This window comes from Pseudomonas kielensis (assembly GCF_014236655.1).
Taxonomy (GTDB): domain Bacteria; phylum Pseudomonadota; class Gammaproteobacteria; order Pseudomonadales; family Pseudomonadaceae; genus Aquipseudomonas; species Aquipseudomonas kielensis.
Genome location: NZ_JACMYG010000001.1, coordinates 292,514 through 311,080, shown reverse-complemented (window position 1 = coordinate 311,080; position 18,567 = coordinate 292,514). Strand labels below are relative to the sequence as shown.

The 18,567-nt window shown below is 62.8% G+C and carries 15 protein-coding genes and 1 riboswitch; of the genes, 9 read left to right on the top strand and 6 right to left on the bottom strand.

The window, feature by feature from the left end; translation table 11 throughout:
• Window position 1: 1 nt before the first annotated feature.
• The 3 genes from H7995_RS01325 (at window position 2) to H7995_RS01315 (ending at window position 3,659) form a co-directional block, all read left to right on the top strand.
• Complete coding sequence (locus H7995_RS01325) at window positions 2-1,405, top strand: PIG-L deacetylase family protein (RefSeq protein ID WP_185817843.1); 1,404 nt, start codon at window positions 2-4, stop codon at window positions 1,403-1,405.
• 84 nt (window positions 1,406-1,489) lie between these two features.
• Complete coding sequence (locus H7995_RS01320; RefSeq protein WP_166592058.1) at window positions 1,490-2,446, top strand: glycosyltransferase family protein; 957 nt, start codon at window positions 1,490-1,492, stop codon at window positions 2,444-2,446.
• A 109-nt stretch (window positions 2,447-2,555) separates the two neighbouring features.
• Window positions 2,556-3,659 carry a glycosyltransferase gene (locus tag H7995_RS01315; protein ID WP_185817842.1) on the top strand — a complete coding sequence of 368 codons (1,104 nt, stop codon included), beginning with the start codon at window positions 2,556-2,558 and terminating at the stop codon, window positions 3,657-3,659.
• On the opposite strand, the gene H7995_RS01310 is transcribed toward H7995_RS01315, so the two are convergent.
• Window positions 3,645-4,211 (bottom strand): BUD32 family EKC/KEOPS complex subunit, encoded by a 567-nt coding sequence (locus H7995_RS01310; protein WP_232534581.1) that lies wholly within the window; start codon window positions 4,209-4,211, stop codon window positions 3,645-3,647. The genes H7995_RS01315 and H7995_RS01310 overlap by 15 nt on opposite strands.
• Window positions 4,212-4,358: 147 nt before the next feature.
• On the opposite strand from H7995_RS01310, the gene H7995_RS01305 reads away from it, so the two are divergent.
• The 3 genes from H7995_RS01305 (at window position 4,359) to hldE (ending at window position 8,954) form a co-directional block, all read left to right on the top strand.
• Entirely contained in the window at window positions 4,359-5,531 is a 1,173-nt protein-coding gene (locus H7995_RS01305; RefSeq protein WP_166592055.1) for an O-antigen ligase family protein, read from the top strand.
• A gap of 15 nt (window positions 5,532-5,546) precedes the next feature.
• Window positions 5,547-7,355: a lipid A export permease/ATP-binding protein MsbA gene (gene msbA / locus H7995_RS01300; RefSeq protein WP_166592054.1), complete on the top strand. Its 1,809-nt coding sequence runs from the start codon at window positions 5,547-5,549 to the stop codon at window positions 7,353-7,355.
• A gap of 174 nt (window positions 7,356-7,529) precedes the next feature.
• On the top strand, window positions 7,530-8,954 hold the full coding sequence (gene hldE / locus H7995_RS01295; RefSeq protein ID WP_166592053.1) for a bifunctional D-glycero-beta-D-manno-heptose-7-phosphate kinase/D-glycero-beta-D-manno-heptose 1-phosphate adenylyltransferase HldE: 1,425 nt from the start codon (window positions 7,530-7,532) through the stop codon (window positions 8,952-8,954).
• Between the two features lie 44 nt (window positions 8,955-8,998).
• On the opposite strand, the gene H7995_RS01290 is transcribed toward hldE, so the two are convergent.
• The 4 genes from H7995_RS01290 to H7995_RS01275 form a co-directional block, all read right to left on the bottom strand.
• The gene (locus H7995_RS01290) at window positions 8,999-9,964 is read right to left on the bottom strand and encodes a metal ABC transporter ATPase (RefSeq protein ID WP_166592052.1); all 966 of its coding nucleotides are present in this window, start codon (window positions 9,962-9,964) and stop codon (window positions 8,999-9,001) included.
• A gap of 43 nt (window positions 9,965-10,007) precedes the next feature.
• Complete coding sequence (locus H7995_RS01285) at window positions 10,008-10,820, bottom strand: aldo/keto reductase (protein WP_166592051.1); 813 nt, start codon at window positions 10,818-10,820, stop codon at window positions 10,008-10,010.
• Window positions 10,817-11,992: an NAD(P)/FAD-dependent oxidoreductase gene (locus H7995_RS01280; RefSeq protein ID WP_166592050.1), complete on the bottom strand. Its 1,176-nt coding sequence runs from the start codon at window positions 11,990-11,992 to the stop codon at window positions 10,817-10,819. The genes H7995_RS01285 and H7995_RS01280 overlap by 4 nt, the downstream gene beginning before the upstream one ends.
• A gap of 76 nt (window positions 11,993-12,068) precedes the next feature.
• On the bottom strand, window positions 12,069-12,401 hold the full coding sequence (locus H7995_RS01275) for a DMT family transporter (protein WP_166592049.1): 333 nt from the start codon (window positions 12,399-12,401) through the stop codon (window positions 12,069-12,071).
• A 103-nt stretch (window positions 12,402-12,504) separates the two neighbouring features.
• On the opposite strand from H7995_RS01275, the gene H7995_RS01270 reads away from it, so the two are divergent.
• Together H7995_RS01270 and waaA are read left to right on the top strand one after the other, a co-directional pair.
• Window positions 12,505-13,395 (top strand): LysR family transcriptional regulator, encoded by an 891-nt coding sequence (locus tag H7995_RS01270; RefSeq protein WP_166592048.1) that lies wholly within the window; start codon window positions 12,505-12,507, stop codon window positions 13,393-13,395.
• A gap of 23 nt (window positions 13,396-13,418) precedes the next feature.
• Entirely contained in the window at window positions 13,419-14,699 is a 1,281-nt protein-coding gene (gene waaA, locus H7995_RS01265) for a lipid IV(A) 3-deoxy-D-manno-octulosonic acid transferase (protein WP_166592047.1), read from the top strand.
• A gap of 62 nt (window positions 14,700-14,761) precedes the next feature.
• Here waaA and H7995_RS01260 read toward each other — a convergent pair whose 3' ends face one another.
• Window positions 14,762-16,195, bottom strand: coding sequence for a TolC family outer membrane protein (locus H7995_RS01260; RefSeq protein ID WP_166592046.1), 1,434 nt, complete (start codon window positions 16,193-16,195; stop codon window positions 14,762-14,764).
• Between the two features lie 195 nt (window positions 16,196-16,390).
• Window positions 16,391-16,496: riboswitch (TPP riboswitch) on the top strand.
• A 148-nt stretch (window positions 16,497-16,644) separates the two neighbouring features.
• On the opposite strand from H7995_RS01260, the gene thiC reads away from it, so the two are divergent.
• A complete protein-coding gene (thiC, locus tag H7995_RS01255) occupies window positions 16,645-18,534 on the top strand; it encodes a phosphomethylpyrimidine synthase ThiC (RefSeq protein ID WP_182343243.1) in 1,890 nt (629 codons plus the stop codon).
• Window positions 18,535-18,567 lie beyond the last annotated feature (33 nt).

The window sequence follows — 18,567 nt, the reverse complement described above, 5'->3', positions numbered from 1 at the left end:
CATGAGTCGCAAGCAGCAACTGCTCAAGCGTCATCGACGCAACAAACGCATCGGCCTGTTGATTACCCTGGCGCTGTTGATCGGGGTCGGCGTGCTGCTGGCCTGGTGGGTGCCGCTGGTGCTGGCGGTGCTGGCCTGGGTCGCCCACGAGGCCTGGTTCGCCGACCATCTGTTCTATTCGCCCAAGGACGATTACCACTACAGCTTCCCGCCGTACACCCCGCAGCCCAAGGTTCGGCTGGACGGGGACCGGCTGTTGCTGGACGAGGGCGTGATCCTGGCGGACGACACCACGCTGGTCCTGGCTGTGCAGGTCAAGAGCACCTGGCTGGGGCGCTTTTTCGACCCGGTGGTCGAGCTGGCGGGGGGGGATCAGCCGGATCGGCAAGTGTTCGAGCGCGGGGTCAGCGGCCTGCGTTACCTCAACCTCAGTGGCCAGGCGCAGGTGCTGTCTGCCGGGCAATTGCGCGTGCGTGGGCATTTCTGCCGGCTGGCCGGGGAGCCGCTGCTGTGGTCGATCGAACAGCCGGACTACCGCCAGCAACGGGTCATGGTGATTGCGCCCCATGCCGATGATGCCGAGCTCGCTGCATTTGGCCTGTACAGCCAGGCTGCCGAGACCTGGATCGTCACGCTGACGGCCGGTGAAATCGAAGCCGAACACTATCAGGCGATGGGCCTGGACAAGGTCGAGGCATCACGGCTCAAGGGCCGTCTGCGTGCCTGGGACAGTATTGCGGTGCCCCGTTGGGCCGGTGTGCCTGAGGCGCACTGCGTGCAGTTGGGGTATTTCTGCCTGCAGTTGCCTGCCATGCAGGCAGCGCCGCAACAGCCGGTGGCCTCCCGCGAGGCCGAACTGGGCGATATCCGCGCGTTCCGCCGGCTCAACCCGTTTGCCTTGCCAGGCGACCTCGACGGCCTGCCGACCTGGAACAATCTGCTGGCCGATCTGCGCGCAGTCCTGCTCAAGGCGCGCCCTGAAGTGATTGTGCTGCCCCACAGTTCGCTCGATCCCCATCCCGACCACATCTGTGCCCAGCAAGCAGTGCTGGAGGCGTTGCAGGGGCTTGAGTGGCAGCCCTCGGTGCTGCTCGGCTACGCTAATCACCTGCATGACAACGATCGTTGGCCCATGGGCGACTCTGGTGCCGGGATTGCCTTGCCGCCGGTGTTCGACGGGACGCAGGTGCTGCAGCCGTACTGCTTGAGCCTGTCGCTCGAGCAGCAGCGGGACAAGGCCATGGCCCTTGGCATGATGCATGACCTGCAGCCCCGCGCACCGTTCAAGCGGCGCTTGCGCCGTGGCTTGCAGCGCTGGCTGGCGGGGCGCCGGGCTTCGCCTTATGGCGAGAACGAGTTTTTCCGCAAGGCAGTGCGTCGCCACGAGCTGCTCTGGCGTTTGTAATTATGTATTGCGTGACATCTTTCGATTGAGATCGTGGGTTAATCTCTGCACTTTTTTTGGCTGGCGGGCACTGCAAGGAAAACGATGAAGGTTCTATTTCTGGTGCAGAAAGAACAGCGGGCGATTCTCGACCGCTTGTATGAAGGCGTGGCCGATCATTGCGAATGCGACCTGCGGTGGCTGAGCAGTGACGAGCAGCGCAACCTGCGCCGCTACTTCCGTCGTGAAGTGGATGTGACGCGTTATGACCGCATCGTGTTTTTCCTGCGGTTCAAGCAGGAGATTCGCCAGGCGAGTTTTATCCGCACTATCCCCAACCTGGTGATCCTCGAGCACGACGCCTACCAGAACTACATTCCTTGCAAATACACCGGCAAGTTCAGCGCGCACTACCGCCGCCTGCCGTGGGCACGGGTCATCAGTTCCGGCTTCGTGGTCGCCGAGCGCTTGCGCCAGGAGGGCTTCGATGCGGTATTCGTGCCCAAGGGCTATGACCAGAGCCTGTTGCAGGACCAGGGCCGGGAGCGCGACATCGAGCTGGCCTTCGTCGGCAGTACCAACAGCGTTGCCTACAGTGGGCGCAAGGCATTGCTCGATGAGTTGGCCAGTGTCGAACCGCTGGTGGTGACGCGCACCAAGTCCGGTGATGAGTATCGCGATACGCTCAATCGAATCCGCTTTTTCGTCAGTGCCGATGTCGGCATGGGCGAGTTCATGATCAAGAATTTCGAAGCCATGGCCTGTGGCTGCGTGCTCCTGGCCTTCGATCAGGGCGAGGCCGAAAGCCGCGCGCTGGGCCTGCAGGACATGCACAACATCGTGTTCTACCGCGACATCGCGCAGTTGCAGGAAAAGCTCGCGCTGCTGCGTGCCGATCCCGGGCTGGCCGCCAGCATTGCCCGCAATGGGCGGGACCTGGCCGTCAGCCAGTTCAGTTTTGCCCGGGTCGGCCAGCGGATCGTCGAAGAGCTCCAACCCCCGCTAAGACCACGCGCCGACTTGAGCCTGGTCGAACGACTGCGCCTGAAGCTGGGTATTTGACTCGGTATTCCAAGCGTTTGAGCGGATTTGAAACTATAACTGGCAATGACCCGGCACTGTTGGGGTCCAACAGTGCCTCACGCCGATGTGGAAAAGGGTGCCCCGCTCGATGAGTATCCTCAATGTCATGTGGTCCGGTGGCTCTGCCTTTGCCTCCATCCACAAGGTTCATCGGCAGATTCTGAGCCAGGTGGACCCGACTATCGCGGTCAATACCTGGCTGCTGTGCGGTGATAAGCAAGGCTGTGTCGCCGATATCGGGCAAACCCGGGAATGGCGCCTGTCCTCCAGCCAGCTCAAGGGAAAACACGTCTGGAAACTACTGCAGGGCAGGATGCGTGCGCAGTTTTACCGCGCCCTCAAAGACACAGATGCACAGGTGGTGTTGCTCGATGGCCTGGGCACTGCCCGCGCGTTGTTGCCGGTCCTGGAAAAATTGCCGTCCCTGCGTGCGGTGGTGCTGTTCCATGGGGAGACCCGGATCAGGGCCGCCGATCGTGAGCTGCTGGCAGGGTTCGACGGGGCGCGGCTGACCCTGGCGGCGGTTTCCAACACCCTCGCCGACTCACTGGCGAGTGCGTTGCGTCTACCGGTCGTCACGCTGCGCAGTGCGCTTGATCCCGTCGACTTTCGCTCCCGCCTGCTGTCTCGCGAGCAGGCTCGAACCCGACTGCACCTGCCCACCGATGACACCCCGGTGGTGGGCGCGGTAGGGCGTCTGGTGGGTAACAAGGGCTTTGCCTGCCTGATCGAGGCGTTTGCCGCGGCGCGGATCGAACGTCCCCGCCTGCACCTGGTGATTGTGGGGGAAGGCCATGCCCGCGCCGCCCTGCAGGAGCGGATCAACCAGCTCGGCCTGCAGGGGAGTATCTCGCTGCCAGGGCACCTGGACGATGTGGCAAGGCTGTATCGAGCATTCGACTGGGTAGCGATCCCGTCGCTGGAAGAAGGCCTGGGCCTGATTCTGCAGGAGGCGGTGCTGGCCGGTGTGCCGGTATTGAGCAGCGAGCTTGCGGTGTTCCGCGAGCAGTTGGCGGAGGCGGGGTGGTACGCCGCGACAGAGGATGCCCAAGCCTGGAGCGAGGCGCTGATCAAGACGTTCAGCGTCGCTCCCGAGCAGATTGCCAAGGCGCAATCGGCGGTATTGTCTGCGGACCGCGGATGGCAGGAGTTCAGCCAGACGGCCCGGACCCTGTTGTCATGCCGGCAGTAGGGATTGCTCGAGAGTCTGCATTGGAAAGCTCTCGTTCAGCTTTTCGCGCTCAATATAGCGCGCGAAATGTTGCAGGTTGCGCTTGACTAGATGCGGTGGCAGCGGCCCGCGGGTGAAGCGCATGTCGGCGACATCAATCAAGCCGTACTGATTGTCGGGCGTGACCACGATGTTGCCCAGGTGCAGCGAGCGGAAGTAGACCCCGGCGCTGTGCAGTTGGCGAATGAACAGGGTCAAGGCGGGCAAGGCCTGTTGCCAGTCGAATCCGGCCTTGGCTGCAATCTGGCGCAAGGTTTCGCCAGGCAAGGGACGGTAGAGGACTGCCGTCATGCCAGGCGTTTCCAGTTGATGGAATTTCAGCGTCTGCAGGGTCGGGATCCCCAGTTTTTCGAGCTGGGCGGCGTTATCGATAAACCGTTTCGAGTACGGGCGAAACAGGGCCGAGGAGAGCAGTCGCTTGCGGCGGAACAGTTTAAGAATGTTGCCGTCCGGCAGAAGGAATACTTTCGGGCCGAAGCTGTCGGCTTCTAGTACTCTGGCGCCTTCAACCATTTGAGTTAAAGCGGCGTGTGGAAGCCGGAAGCATTGCATGTAGGAAGCCTTGTAGAAAAATGGGGCGTATGTGCGATCAATGATGCCGAAAACTTGTTGTTTTAACCATGCCGTGTTGGCAGTTGGATTTTTTGCGGGAGCGGGTAGATGCGGGAAACGCGTTGGGCGCAGGTTTGGCTGGCGACAGGTCTTCTATGGTTTTTGCTGGCTATCGCATTTGCTCCGACCAACAAGATTTATCAGCAAGGGCTGGTCGCGTTTCTGTGGTTGCCGACCCTGTTTCTGGCCTGGTCGGCGCGGGCTCGGCTAGCTGAGCTGTGGCAAGCGCAGCGGTTGCTGTGCCTGGCAGTCCTGGCGCTGGGTGCCTGGGCGTTGCTGACCTTGCTCTGGACCCAGGACCCCGATCCTTCGCGCGGTGCCAAGCGCGCGCTGTACGTCATCGTCTTCCTGCTGTTTTTCCCGGTACTTGCCAATGCCCGCCCCGAGCGGGTGATTCGCGTCATGCAGTGGGGCGGCCTGGGGCTGGCCTTGACGGCGGTGCTGGCGGCCATCAAGTTCTACCTGATCGACGATAACCTCTGGACTGCGCGCCTGGTCGGCCTGGGCCAGTTGGCTCATCCGATTCTGGGCGGTTACGTGCTGGGCCTGGCCGCCGTGTGGCTGGCGCACTGGATTCCGCAGGAGCGCTGGAAACAGGCGGTCTGGGTGGTGGCGCTGGCGTTCCTGTGCGGGTTTGTCGTGCTGTCCCAGAGTCGGGGCGCGGCATTGGCCCTGTTGCTGACGTTCGTCAGCATGCCGATCTGGAGTCGCGACCGCCACAGTCGTCTGATCGCGGTCGGCGCACTGACCATGGCGATGTTCGCATTCTGGCTGCTGGAGCCTTTGGTGATGGCTCGGGGCGCCTCATTCCGCCCGCAAATCCTGATGGCGAGCCTGGACATGATTGCCCAGCACCCGTGGCGTGGCCTGGGCCTGGGTTCGGCGTACTCGGTGTTTACCGAAGGCCATGAGTTCGATCACGCCCACAACCTGTTTACCCACATCACCATCGAACTGGGGCTGCCTGGGCTGCTGCTGTGGTGCGTGGTCTGGTTTGCCGTGCTGCGCGAGGCGTGGCGGGCACGTGATACGGTATATGGCCGTGGCATCATCGGGATCTGGATGTTCTCGTTCCTGGCCATGCAATTCGACGCGGCGAGCATCAGTGGCAGCCCGCGTGCAGAGTGGTTCATCAGTTGGTTGCCGGTGGGCCTGGCCAGCGTTTTGGTATGGACACAGGCCAAGTTCAAAGCCTGTGATAAAATTCCGCGTTCTACCTAAGAAGTGAGCTCTACGATGAGTGCAGCACCGCCCAATGCGGAACAGGATTCAAGCCTGAAAATCTATTTTCGACTGCTGGGGTATGTAAGACCCTACGTAGGCATTTTCCTGTTGAGTATCCTGGGCTTTGTGATATTTGCCTCCACTCAACCGATGCTGGCCGGGATTCTCAAGTACTTCGTCGATGGCTTGAGCAACCCCGAAGCCGTGCTCTTCCCCAATGTGCCGTTCCTCCAGGACCTGCAGTTGCTGGTGGCCGTGCCCCTGCTGATCATTCTGATCGCGGCGTGGCAGGGACTGGGTTCGTTCCTGAGTAACTATTACCTGGCCAAGGTTTCCCTGGGGCTGGTGCACGACCTGCGGGTCGAGCTGTTCAACAAGCTGCTGGTGTTGCCTAACCGCTATTTCGATACCCATAACTCCGGGCATCTGATTTCCCGCATCACCTTCAACGTGACCATGGTCACCGGGGCAGCGACCGACGCCATCAAGGTGGTGATTCGTGAAGGCCTGACCGTGATTTTCCTGTTTGCCTACCTGTTGTGGATGAACTGGAAACTGACCCTGGTGATGCTGGCGATCCTGCCGATCATTTCCTTCATGGTCGGCAACACCAGCAAGAAATTCCGCAAGCAAAGCAAAAGAATCCAGGTGGCCATGGGGGACGTGACCCATGTCGCTTCCGAAACCATTCAAGGCTATCGCGTGGTCCGCAGCTTCGGTGGCGAAAGCTACGAAGAGCAGCGTTTTGCCCGGGCCAGCCAGAGCAATACCGACAAACAGCTGCGCATGACCCGCACCAGCGCCATCTACACCCCGGCGCTGCAACTGGTGATCTATACCGCAATGGCCTCGCTGATGTTCCTGGTGCTGTTCCTGCGCGGTGATGCCACCGCCGGTGACCTGGTGGCCTACATCACGGCTGCCGGTTTGTTGCCCAAGCCGATCCGCCAGCTGTCGGAAGTCAGCTCGACCATCCAGAAGGGTGTCGCCGGTGCTGAAAGCATCTTTGAACAACTGGACGTCGAGCCTGAAGTCGACAGCGGCACAGTCGAGCGCGAGCGCATCAGCGGTCGCCTGGATGTGCACAACCTGAGCTTCACCTACCCGGGTACCGATCGGGAGGTGTTGAAAAACATCAGCTTCAGCGCAGCCCCCGGGCAGATGATCGCGCTGGTGGGGCGTTCGGGCAGCGGCAAATCGACACTGGCTAGCCTGATCCCACGCTTCTACCATCACGAAAGCGGCAAGATCCTGCTCGATGAGGTCGAGATCGAAGACTATCGCCTGCGCAACCTGCGCAAGCACGTGTCCCAGGTCACCCAGCATGTGACCCTGTTCAACGACACGGTCGCCAACAACATCGCCTACGGCGACCTGGCCGGCGCGCCTCGCGAGGACATCGAGCGGGCCGCCGAAGACGCCTATGCCATGGACTTCATTTCCCAGTTGCCCCAGGGCCTGGACACTGAAGTCGGGGAAAACGGCGTGCTGCTCTCCGGTGGTCAGCGCCAGCGCCTGGCCATTGCCCGAGCCCTGTTGAAAAACGCGCCATTGCTGATCCTCGACGAGGCGACGTCGGCCCTGGATACCGAGTCCGAGCGCCATATTCAGGCGGCCCTGGATAAAGTCATGAAGGGCCGCACCACTCTGGTGATTGCCCATCGCCTGTCGACCATCGAGAAAGCCGACCTGATCCTGGTCATGGATCACGGCGAGATCGTCGAGCGCGGTACCCACACCCAGTTGCTGGCCCAGGGCGGGTACTACTCCCGCCTGCACGCCATGGGCCTGGATGAGCCCACTTCGGCCGGTATTGCCTGATAGCGACAGCGGGGTGAGCCTGGCTCACCTCGTGCGCGCCCCTCTATTTGTCTGAATTGTTTAAAAAATAAACAATTTCACAGTCTGCATCACAGCCGATGAAGCTCTCGAACTAGCCAGCGTTCACCCTGTGCTAATATCGCGCCCCTGTTCATTTTGTATGTGGGTTGCACCATGAAGTTGTCCATGCCGCGATTCGATCAAGCCCCTGTCTTGGTGGTCGGCGATGTCATGCTCGACCGTTATTGGCATGGTGGTACCTCACGGATTTCTCCTGAGGCACCGGTGCCGGTGGTCAAGGTCGAGCAAATCGAAGACCGCCCGGGCGGTGCCGCCAACGTTGCGTTGAACATTGCTGCGCTCGGCGCGCCAGCGTCCCTGGTCGGTGTGACCGGTGACGACGAGGCGGCCGACAGCCTGACCAACAGCCTCAAGGGCGCAGGCGTGCGGGCATTGTTCCAGCGTATCGCCCACCAGCCGACCATCGTCAAGCTGCGGGTCATGAGTCGTCACCAGCAACTGCTGCGCATCGATTTCGAAGAACCCTTCGCCACCGACGCCCTGGCCCTCGGTGCCGAGGTCGAGAATTTGCTGGAAGGCATCAAGGTGCTGGTCCTGTCCGACTACGGCAAGGGCGCGCTGAGGAACCACCAGGTGCTGATCCAGGCGGCCCGTGCCCGTGGCATTCCGGTGCTGGCCGATCCCAAGGGCAAGGACTTCTCGATCTATCGCGGCGCCAGCCTGATCACCCCTAACCTCAGCGAGTTCGAAACCATCGTCGGCGGTTGCATCGATGAGCACGACCTGGTGAGCAAGGGTGCCAAGCTGATGCACGACCTGGATCTCGGCGCGTTGCTGGTGACCCGTGGCGAGCACGGCATGACCTTGTTGCGTCCCGATCATCCGGCGCTGCACCTGCCGGCGCGGGCTCGGGAAGTGTTCGACGTGACAGGTGCCGGTGATACGGTGATTTCGACCCTGGCAGCGGCGATCGCGGCGGGCGAAGAACTGCCTCACGCAGTGGCCCTGGCCAACCTCGCGGCCGGCATTGTGGTCGGCAAGCTGGGTACGGCGGCCATCAGTGCCCCGGAATTGCGTCGGGCGATCCAACGTGAAGAAGGCTCGGAGCGCGGCGTACTGGGGCTCGAGCAACTGCTGCTGGCCGTCGACGATGCGCGTGCGCACAACGAGTCGATCGTGTTTACCAACGGTTGCTTCGATATTCTCCACGCCGGCCATGTGACCTACCTGGAACAAGCGCGGGCCCAGGGCGATCGCTTGATCGTCGCGGTCAACGACGACGCCTCGGTGAGCCGCTTGAAGGGCCCTGGCCGCCCGATCAACAGCGTTGATCGACGGATGGCCGTACTGGCGGGCTTGGGCGCGGTGGACTGGGTGATCAGCTTCCCTGAAGGCACCCCGGAAAACCTGCTGACCCAAGTCAAGCCGGATGTGCTGGTCAAGGGTGGCGACTACGGGATCGACCAGGTGGTCGGCGCCGATATCGTCAGCGCCTATGGCGGCACGGTGAAGGTGTTGGGGCTGGTGGAAAACAGCTCGACCACTGCCATCGTCGAGAAGATCCGCAAGACCGAGTAAGGGTGAGCCGGTGCGAGGGCTTGCTCCCTCGCTCCCGCCCGCGTTTATCGGGTCGCCTTGCGCGGCACGATTTTCTTCAGCAGTTGCCTGGCCTTGCCGGTCAGGCGGCTCAAGCCTGACGGCTTGCCTGGCTGGCACAAGCCTTGTTGCTTGAGCCAGTCCTTCCATTTGATTCGCTCATCGCGTACCAGCCAGCCTTCCTGCCGGGCAAAACTCTCGGCCAGGTACAGGCCGCGCGTGCTTGCCGGGTACAACTGATCCTTTTTCAGGGTATAGAGCTCGGGCAGCGGCTGACCGTCCTTGAGGGGCATCAGGTACAGGTCCGGGCGCTTGCGATCCAGGCGGGCGACCAACTGATCGCCTTCCAGGCGCTCGTCGACATGGAACAGGCTCAGGGACTTGGCTTCCTTGGGCACATCCAGGCGCAGATCGTAAATCAGCTGCAGCGACGCCGTGGGCAGGTGCACGTAGGCCCGTGGGCGCTCGATCAATTGCAGGTTGGCGCAGCGCACCGGACGGGCCGCGCCCGACTCCGGGGTCAGGCGAAACGGCATGGCCTCGCGGTAATGCAGGGCGCTGGCGTAGGGCGCGGGCAGCCAGGTGTCGTTGAACCGACCGCCAAGCCAGCCTTCCGGGGTTTCCAGCAGGCATTCTTCGGCGATCTCCTGAATCGCCGTGTGCAGCGGCAAATTCAGCTCGTGGGCCGGCACGTAGCCGGAAATCAGCTTGAGCACCACATCGCCACGGTCCTGACGGCGCTGGCGCACCAACACCCAATAGTCGCGATTCTGCCAGTGCAGCGTCAGGCGCACTGACACGCCGAGGTTGGCCAACTCCAGGGCAAAGTGTTCGGCATTGGCCACCGTGACCGGGCGTCGACGCTGCAGGGTCTGGGAGAAGTTGAGCGGCATCCCGACGCTCTGGTAGCTCAGGCCTTCGGGAGTCGCTTCGACGTACAACGGCAGGGTCTTGAAGTTGCTGGGGTTCTTTCTTATGAGCGTTCGCGGCATGTCGGCTCCTTCTTGCGTCGGGGTCGGCCGCCTCGGCGGCGGTTCAACGACTGGCTAGGACTTGAGCAACGGTCGCCACATTGTGGGCGAGGTGCAGCGGATTGATGGTCCCGACAATAGCACTGGCAACCCCGGGTTGGGCAAACAACAACTCGAAGCTGGCACGCACCGGGTCCACCCCTGGACTGAGGCACACGTGACCGCTGGCCAAGGCTTTTTTCACCAGGATCGCTTTGCCGTGGGCAGCAGCGTAGTCGATCACCGGTCGCTCGGCCTGTTCGTTGAGGTTGTAGGTGACCATGGCGCAATCGCCCTGTTCCAGAGCCTTCAGACCGCCTTCGACGGTTTTTCCGGAAAAGCCGAAACCGCGAATCTTGCCCTCGGCCTTGAGCGCGGCGAGGGTCTGGTAGACCTCGCTGTCGTTAAGGATTGCCAGGTCGTTGCCGTCCGAGTGCACCAGCACCAGGTCAATAAAATCCGTTTCCAGACGTTGCAAGCTGCGCTCGATCGAGAAACGGGTATGGGCGGCGCTGAAGTCGTGGCGGGACTGGCCATCGGCGAACTCTTCGCCGACCTTGCTGACAATCACCCAGTCCTGGCGTTGGCCACGCAGCAGCGGGCCGAGGCGTTCTTCGCTGCGGCCATAGGCAGGGGCGGTGTCGATCAGGTTGATGCCCAGGTCGCGGGTCAGCTTGAGCAGCATGCGCGCTTCGTCGTCGTCCGGAATCTGGAAACCGTTGGGGTACTTCACCCCTTGATCACGACCGAGTTTTACGGTGCCCAGGCCCAGCGGCGATACCTGCAGGCCGGTGCTGCCCAGCGGGCGGTGCAAATCGTGCAGAGTGGCCTGGCTCATGGCAGCAGTTGCTCCCAGGCCGGTACTGCCATTGGTGGTTTGGGCAAGTCGGGCAGGGGCGCCGGGTGGCTCGGCTGGATACCATCGCGCTGCAGGGCGGCGATTACCCGGTCAGCAAAGTCCGGGGCCAGTGCCAGCTTGGTCGGCCAGCCCACCAGCAGGCGGTCCTGCTCGGCGAGGAAGGCGTTGTCGGGACGGCTCAGGCCTGACTGCTGAGGCTCGGCGCGATCGACGCGCAAGGTTGCCCACTGGGCCTGGCTGAGGTCGATCCACGGCAGCAACTGCCCGAGTTCTTTTTGCGCGGCGGCGATTTGCGCAGCGGGTTCGCGCGCCACCCCTTCGGCTTCCGCGATATCGCCGCCCAGGTACCAGACCCATTGGCCATCAGCTGCCGGATGGGTGGTGACGGTAATCCGCGGTTTTGGCCCGCCGCCCAGGCAATGGGCGTACAGCGGCTTGAGGCTCGGGCCTTTGACCAGGACCATGTGCAGCGGCCGGCATTGCATGGCTGGCTGGCTGAGGCCCAGGGCGGCGAGGAGGTCGGCATTGCCGGCGCCGGCGCTGAGGACGATGCGTTGCGCGCGGATTTCCCGCCCGTCGACCTGCAGGCCGACCAACTGGTCATTCTCCAGCAACGGCTCGATCTGCTGTGCAGCCAGCAAGCCGTCACCGGCCAGTTGCGCCAGGCGGCTGATCAGGCTCGGTACATCGATCACCAGTTCGGCCAGGCGATAGACCTTGCCCTTGAAGCGTTTGTCTTGCAGGGCCGGCGGCAATTGCTCGCCCTTGACCTGGTCGACCCGCCCGCGCACGGCTTTGCTGGCGAAGAAGCTGGTGAGGTTGCCGGCCAGGGTGCCGGGGGACCACAGGTAATGGGCTTCGGAGAGCAGGCGCACGCCAGTCAGGTCCAGCTCGCCATCACCGGCCAGGGCCTCGCGCCAGCGGCGGGGCATGTCGGCGATGGCTTCCGAGGCGCCTGTCAGGGCGCCATGCAGCGCGTACTTGGCGCCGCCATGGATGATGCCCTGGGATTTGACACTCTGCCCGCCGCCGAGGCTGGCGCTCTCCACCAGCACGGTGGAAAACCCCTGGCGGCGCAGGCGTGCATTCAGCCAGAGCCCGGCAACCCCAGCGCCGACAATCAGTACGTCGGTGGAAATAACGGATGGCATGCGGCGACCTCAGTGTTCAAGACGAGGGGCGCAGTATACAGATTCATGCCGAGCGCTATGTAGCCGCTGCCGTGGCTCAGTGCCCGGCCGTTTTCGAGAACAGCTGGATCACCACCACCCCCAGCACGATCAGCGCCATGCCCAGCATGGCCGGAACATCGAGCTTCTGCCCGTAGATGAACAACGCGGCGACGCTGACCATCACGATGCCCATGCCGGCCCACACCGCATACGCCACGCCTACGGGAACGGTGCGCACCACTAGGGTCAGCATCCAGAAGGCGATGCCGTAGCCGACGATCACCAGTGTCAGGGGCAGGGGCGTGCTGAAGCCTTTGACCGCTTTCATCGAAACAGTGGCAATCACTTCGGCGCAGATGGCGATGGCCAGGTAGTAGTAGGCGGTCATGGGTCAATCCTCGTATGAAGTGCTGCTTTCTGAGGTCGGCATTCTAGTGTTTCCTCAGATGCGGTAAAGTCATTACCTATCTGATGTGAAGATGGGTTGCAGCATGAGTATTCAGTGGAACCTGGAACAGATGCAGTTGTTCGTCAGCGTCGCCGAGCAGCGTTCGTTTTCCGCCGTGGCCCGCGACCAGCGCAAGGCGCAGTCGGCGGTCAGCAGTTCGATTGCGCTGCTGGAGGCGGACTTGGGTGTCAGCCTGTTCGAGCGTAGCAGCGGCCGCCAGCCACGGCTGACCGAGGCCGGCAGCGCCTTGCTGGAAGAGGCGCGGGAAGTGTTGCGCCAGTGCGAGCGCCTCAACGGTCGGGCGCAGGCCTTGATGCGTGGCCAGGAGGCGCGCCTGCGCCTGGCCCAGGACGAGGCAATGCCTTACCAGCCGGTGCTCGACAGCCTGGAAGCGCTGGCCGAGCAATTCCCCAGCCTGGAGGTGCAACTGGCCAGTGCCGCCCAGGGCGATGTGGCGCGCAAACTGGTGCAGCGCCAGGCCGACCTGGGCCTGCTGTTTTATCACGAGCAGATCCCTGAAGCGCTGGAGCGCCGAGTGCTGGGCAGTGTCGAGATGGTCACCGTGTGTGGCGTGGGGCACCCGCTGGCGGCGGGCGGCCAGGTCAATTGCCAGCAAATGGCCCAGCACCGGCAACTGTTGATGGCCACCCACTCCAGCGTCTACCCCGGCAGTGAACAGGCCAGTCCGCAGGTCTGGCGCGCCGACAGCTTCTACGTGCTGGCGGAGTGGCTGATGCGTGGTCTGGGCTGGGGCTGGTTGCCCCGGCACGTGGTGCAGTACCCCGCTTACCAGGGGCAGATGGTCGAGTTGGTCAGCGAGTGGACCCCGCCGGCGCTGGTGGTGGAACTGGTCTGGCGCCGCGATGAGACGCTGGGGCCGGCGGCACGTTGGCTGGCCGAACGTTTTGCCGTGCAGTTGCAGGCGATTGGCTGAAAAAGCCGATAAACTCCGCCCCCATGAACAGAACCCTCTATACCGCATTGTTTTACCTGGGGCTGCCGTTGGTGGCGATTCGGCTGTGGCTTCGCTCGCGCAAGGCGCCAGCCTACGCCAAGCGTATCGGCGAGCGATTTTCCATCGGCCTGCCGCCGATGGCGCCCGGCGGGATCTGGGTGCATGCCGTGTCGGTGGGCGAAAGCATTGCCGCCGCGCCGATGATTCGGGCGCTGCTGGAACGTTATCCACAGCTGCCGATTACCGTCACCTGCATGACGCCGACCGGCTCGGAGCGAATCCAGGCGCTGTTTGCCAATCAACCGCGAATCCAGCACTGCTACCTGCCGTACGACTTGCCCTGTGCCGCCGCGCGTTTTCTCGACCGGGTCCAGCCCAAGCTGGCGGTGATCATGGAAACCGAGTTGTGGCCCAACCACATCCATCAATGCGCCAAGCGCGGGATTCCCGTGGCGCTGGCCAATGCCCGGCTCTCCGAACGCTCGGCCAAGGGCTACGGGCGTTTTCGCAACCTGACACAGCCGATGCTCGCCGAAATGAGCCTGTTTGCGGTGCAGACCGAAGCCGAAGCCGAGCGCTTCCGGGCACTGGGCGCGCGGGCGGAAACGGTCGAGGTGACGGGTTCGATCAAATTCGACCTGAGTATCGACCCCAGCTTGCTGCAACGTGCCAGTGATTTGCGCGAGCAATGGCAGGCGACCCAGCGGCCGGTGTGGATCGCCGCGAGCACCCACGAGGGTGAAGACGAGGTCGTGCTGGCAGCTCATCGGCAGTTGCTCGCCAGCCATCCGGACGCATTGCTGATTCTGGTGCCACGTCATCCGGAGCGCTTCAACTCGGTGTTCGAGCTGTGTCAGCAACAGGGATTCAACACGGTCCGTCGCTCCAGCGGGGCAGCGGTCAGCGCCGCTACCTCGGTGCTGCTCGGCGATACCATGGGTGAACTGTTGTTTCTCTATGCCCTGGCGGACAGCGCGTTTGTCGGTGGCAGCCTGGTGCCGAACGGCGGGCATAACCTGCTGGAGCCGGCGGCATTGGCCAAGCCGGTACTCAGTGGCCCGCACCTGTTCAACTTCCTCGAGATCGCAGCGTTGATGCGCAATGCCAAGGCCCTGCAGGAAGTGGAGGACGCCCACGGACTGGCGGTGGCCGTGCAGCGCCTGTTCGAACTGCCCCGCGATGCGCAGCAAATGGCCGAGGCCGGGCTGACCGTGATGCGCGCCAACCAGGGCGCCTTGCAGCGTTTGCTGGATGGGTTGGGGCGCTTGCTCGATAGGTCCTGAATACACCGAGCCCCTTGTGGGAGCGGGCCGGGCGGCGCTCCTACAAGGGTTTGAGTGCTAGCTCAAGGCCGGGCTTTCAACTGCTCGGCCGCAGCCTTGGCCAGGTCCGGGGGCAGGAAGTCCTTGTCCGGGTTGTAGTCGGCCTTGAGGTAGCGCTTGAGGTCTTGCAGGTCGCCCGGGCTCAGGGTGCCGGCCGCCTGTTTCAGGCGCAGGTTGTCGAGGATGTAGTCGTAGCGGCTGTTGTTGTAGTTGCGCACCGAGGTGTACAGCTGGCGCTGGGCGTCGAGCACGTCGACGATATTGCGTGTCCCCACCTGATAACCGATTTCAGTGGCTTCCACCGCGCTCTGGTTGGAGATGATCGACTGGCGGCGCGCTTGCACCTGCTCGACATCGCTGTTGACCGCGCGGTGCAGGTTGCGGGTGTTCTCCACCACCTGGCGGCGCAGCGATTCACGTTGTTGCTCGCTCTGGTCCAGGCGGGCATACGACTCGCGGACCTGGGAGTTGATCAGGCCGCCGCTGTAGATCGGAATGTTCAGTTGCAGGCCGACGGTGGTCTGGGTGACGTCGCCACTGTAGGGCTGGCCGAACGCACTTGGGTTGCTGAAGCCGAAGGCGTCGTTGTCCCCTTTCTTGTACTGCGCCACGGCATCGACGGTCGGGGCATGCCCGGCCTTGCGTTGCTTGAGGGTTTCCTCGGCCGCGCTGACCGCGTAGTTGCTGGCCAGCAGGTTGAGGTTCTGCTGCGCGGCGGTGTCGACCCAGGCCTTGGCGTCATTGGGCGTCGGCGGCAGGATCGGCAAAGTGTGGACGATGCCCTGGATCGAGTTGTACTGCCGGTTGGTCAGGGTGATCAGGGCCTCGAACGCGTTATCCACCTGTTGCTGGGCGAGGATCCGGTTGGCGCGGGCCGTGTCATAACTGGCTTGCGACTGCAGCACGTCGGTCTTGTCCGAGAGGCCCACGTCGAAGCGCTCGTTGGACTGGTCCAGTTGGCGCTTGAAGGCGGCTTCTTCGGCTTTGGTCGAGGCCAGGTTGTCCTGGGTACGCAGCACGTTGAAGTAGGTCTGGGCGGTCTGCAGGATCAGGTCCTGCTCGGTGGCCGAGAGCTGCAGTGCGGCTTGTTCGTTGACGTCCTTGGCCGCCTGGAACTGGAACCAGCGGTCGGCGCGGAACAGCGGCTGGGCCAGGGTGGCCTGGTAGAAATGCGCGTTGCGGTTGGCGATGGCGGCCGGGGTGTCGATGTCGGTCCGCACGTTGGCGATTTCCGCACCACCGGAGAGGTTCGGCAGCAAGCCGGCGCGCGACTGGGGCACGACTTCCTTTTGCGCGCCATATTGGGCGCGGGCCGCCGCGAGGTCGGCGTTGTTGTCGACTGCCTCCTGATAGACGCTGACCAGGTCGGTCTTGGTCGACAGGGGCGTGTCTGCTGCCCAGGCCATTCCATTGGACGCACAAGACACGGCGAGAGCCAGTGAGAGTTTGCGCAGCATGAGGCGATCCCTAGAAGTGAAAATGCGACAAGAAATAGAGCGCCAAGCTACGGCGCGGGCCCGTCAGCGTCAAGGCGCGGCAGGGCGTAGCGAGTGTAGTGGTGGTGATCTGGAGCAACAATCGTGCAATTGCGCCATTCATCACGCTGTTTAATCCGGGGTTGGCGTTCTTGGGTGGTTATGTCTAGACTGGCCGGGTTCTTGTCGGGGTGCCTTGCTATGAGGCTGAGATCGAATAATTTCGGATCCCGTTGAACCTGATCAGGTTAGCGCCTGCGTAGGGAACAAGATTTCTCGTCACCCGGCGAGTCCTCTTGTGCTTCGTCCGGGATATTGTTCGACAATCGAACGCTTCGCGAGATGATGCACAGCACCATTCCTGGTGCCTCCGTGCCTTTCAGGTTCTGCTCCGACAATCCACTGCCTGGATGCTGTCTGGAGAGCCCGTGATGACCACAAAACTAAAAAATGCGACCCACCTGAGTGAATCGGCCAAGGTCGATCAACAATCGGTGCAGCCCTTTACCCGCTCGCAAAAAATTTATGTCCAGGGCTCTCGCCCGGACATTCTGGTGCCGATGCGCGAAATCAGCCTGGATGTCACCCCGACCGACTTCGGCGGTGAAATCAATGCGCCTGTCGTGGTCTACGACACCTCCGGCCCCTACACCGACCCGAACGTCATCATCGACGTGCGCAAAGGCCTCGCCGACGTGCGTTCGCCGTGGATCGAAGCCCGTGGCGACACCGAGCGCCTGCCCGGCCTGAGCTCCAACTTCGGCCAGGAACGCCTGGCCGATGCCGAACTCACCAAGCTGCGCTTCGCCCACGTCAACAACCCGCGCCGCGCCAAGGCCGGGGCCAACGTCAGCCAGATGCACTACGCCCGCCAAGGCATCATCACCGCCGAGATGGAATACGTCGCCATCCGCGAAAACATGAAGCTGGAAGTGGCCCGCGCCGCCGGCCTGCTGGATCAGCAACACGCCGGCCACAGCTTCGGCGCCAGCGTGCCGAAAATCATCACCCCGGAATTCGTGCGCGAGGAAATCGCCCGCGGTCGCGCGATCATCCCGGCCAACATCAACCACACCGAACTGGAACCGATGATCATCGGCCGTAACTTCCTGGTGAAGATCAACGGCAACATCGGCAACAGCGCCCTGGGATCGTCCATCGAAGAAGAAGTGGCGAAACTGACCTGGGGCATTCGCTGGGGGTCGGACACGGTCATGGACTTGTCCACCGGCAAGCACATTCACGAAACCCGTGAATGGATCATCCGCAACTCGCCAGTGCCCATCGGCACCGTGCCGATCTACCAGGCCCTGGAGAAAGTCGGCGGCGCCGCCGAAGACCTGACCTGGGAGCTGTTCCGCGACACCCTGATCGAACAGGCCGAGCAGGGCGTCGACTACTTCACCATCCACGCTGGCGTGTTGCTGCGCTATGTGCCGCTGACCGCCAAGCGCGTGACCGGCATCGTCTCCCGTGGCGGCTCGATCATGGCCAAGTGGTGCCTGGCGCATCACAAGGAAAACTTCCTCTACACCCATTTCGAAGACATCTGCGAAATCATGAAGGCCTACGACGTCAGCTTCTCGCTGGGCGATGGCCTGCGTCCGGGGTCGATTGCCGACGCCAACGACGCCGCCCAATTCGGTGAGCTGGAAACCCTCGGCGAGCTGACCAAGATTGCCTGGAAACACGACGTGCAGTGCATGATCGAAGGCCCGGGCCACGTGCCGATGCAGTTGATCAAGGAGAACATGGACAAGCAGCTGGAGTGCTGCGACGAGGCGCCGTTCTACACCCTCGGCCCGCTGACCACTGACATCGCCCCGGGTTACGACCACATCACCTCGGGCATCGGTGCCGCCATGATCGGTTGGTTCGGCTGCGCCATGCTCTGCTACGTCACGCCCAAGGAGCACCTGGGCCTGCCGAACAAGGATGACGTGAAGACCGGGATCATCACCTACAAGATCGCCGCCCACGCCGCCGACCTTGCGAAGGGCCACCCGGGCGCACAGATCCGCGACAACGCCTTGAGCAAGGCGCGGTTCGAGTTCCGCTGGGAAGACCAGTTCAACCTCGGCCTGGACCCGGACACCGCCCGTTCGTACCACGATGAGACCCTGCCGAAGGACTCGGCCAAGGTCGCGCACTTCTGCTCCATGTGCGGGCCGAAATTCTGCTCGATGAAAATCACCCAGGAAGTCCGCGAGTATGCGGCCAACCAGCGGATCGACGCGGTGGACGTGGACGTTGCCCAAGGCCTGGCCGACCAGGCCGAGCGCTTCAAGCAGGAAGGCAGCCAGCTGTACAAGAAAGTCTAGCTACGAGCTACGAGCTGCAAGCGGCAAGCTACA

What these genes read in the sequence shown, in the direction of transcription:
- H7995_RS01325 (WP_185817843.1), top strand. Translation starts at nt 2, where the DNA reads ATGAGTCGCAAGCAGCAACTGCTCAAGCGTCATCGACGCAACAAACGC.
- H7995_RS01320 (WP_166592058.1), top strand. Translation starts at nt 1,490, where the DNA reads ATGAAGGTTCTATTTCTGGTGCAGAAAGAACAGCGGGCGATTCTCGAC.
- H7995_RS01315 (WP_185817842.1), top strand. Translation starts at nt 2,556, where the DNA reads ATGAGTATCCTCAATGTCATGTGGTCCGGTGGCTCTGCCTTTGCCTCC.
- H7995_RS01310 (WP_232534581.1), bottom strand. Translation starts at nt 4,211, where the DNA reads ATGGTTGAAGGCGCCAGAGTACTAGAAGCCGACAGCTTCGGCCCGAAA.
- H7995_RS01305 (WP_166592055.1), top strand. Translation starts at nt 4,359, where the DNA reads ATGCGGGAAACGCGTTGGGCGCAGGTTTGGCTGGCGACAGGTCTTCTA.
- msbA (WP_166592054.1), top strand. Translation starts at nt 5,547, where the DNA reads ATGAGTGCAGCACCGCCCAATGCGGAACAGGATTCAAGCCTGAAAATC.
- hldE (WP_166592053.1), top strand. Translation starts at nt 7,530, where the DNA reads ATGAAGTTGTCCATGCCGCGATTCGATCAAGCCCCTGTCTTGGTGGTC.
- H7995_RS01290 (WP_166592052.1), bottom strand. Translation starts at nt 9,964, where the DNA reads ATGCCGCGAACGCTCATAAGAAAGAACCCCAGCAACTTCAAGACCCTG.
- H7995_RS01285 (WP_166592051.1), bottom strand. Translation starts at nt 10,820, where the DNA reads ATGAGCCAGGCCACTCTGCACGATTTGCACCGCCCGCTGGGCAGCACC.
- H7995_RS01280 (WP_166592050.1), bottom strand. Translation starts at nt 11,992, where the DNA reads ATGCCATCCGTTATTTCCACCGACGTACTGATTGTCGGCGCTGGGGTT.
- H7995_RS01275 (WP_166592049.1), bottom strand. Translation starts at nt 12,401, where the DNA reads ATGACCGCCTACTACTACCTGGCCATCGCCATCTGCGCCGAAGTGATT.
- H7995_RS01270 (WP_166592048.1), top strand. Translation starts at nt 12,505, where the DNA reads ATGAGTATTCAGTGGAACCTGGAACAGATGCAGTTGTTCGTCAGCGTC.
- waaA (WP_166592047.1), top strand. Translation starts at nt 13,419, where the DNA reads ATGAACAGAACCCTCTATACCGCATTGTTTTACCTGGGGCTGCCGTTG.
- H7995_RS01260 (WP_166592046.1), bottom strand. Translation starts at nt 16,195, where the DNA reads ATGCTGCGCAAACTCTCACTGGCTCTCGCCGTGTCTTGTGCGTCCAAT.
- thiC (WP_182343243.1), top strand. Translation starts at nt 16,645, where the DNA reads ATGACCACAAAACTAAAAAATGCGACCCACCTGAGTGAATCGGCCAAG.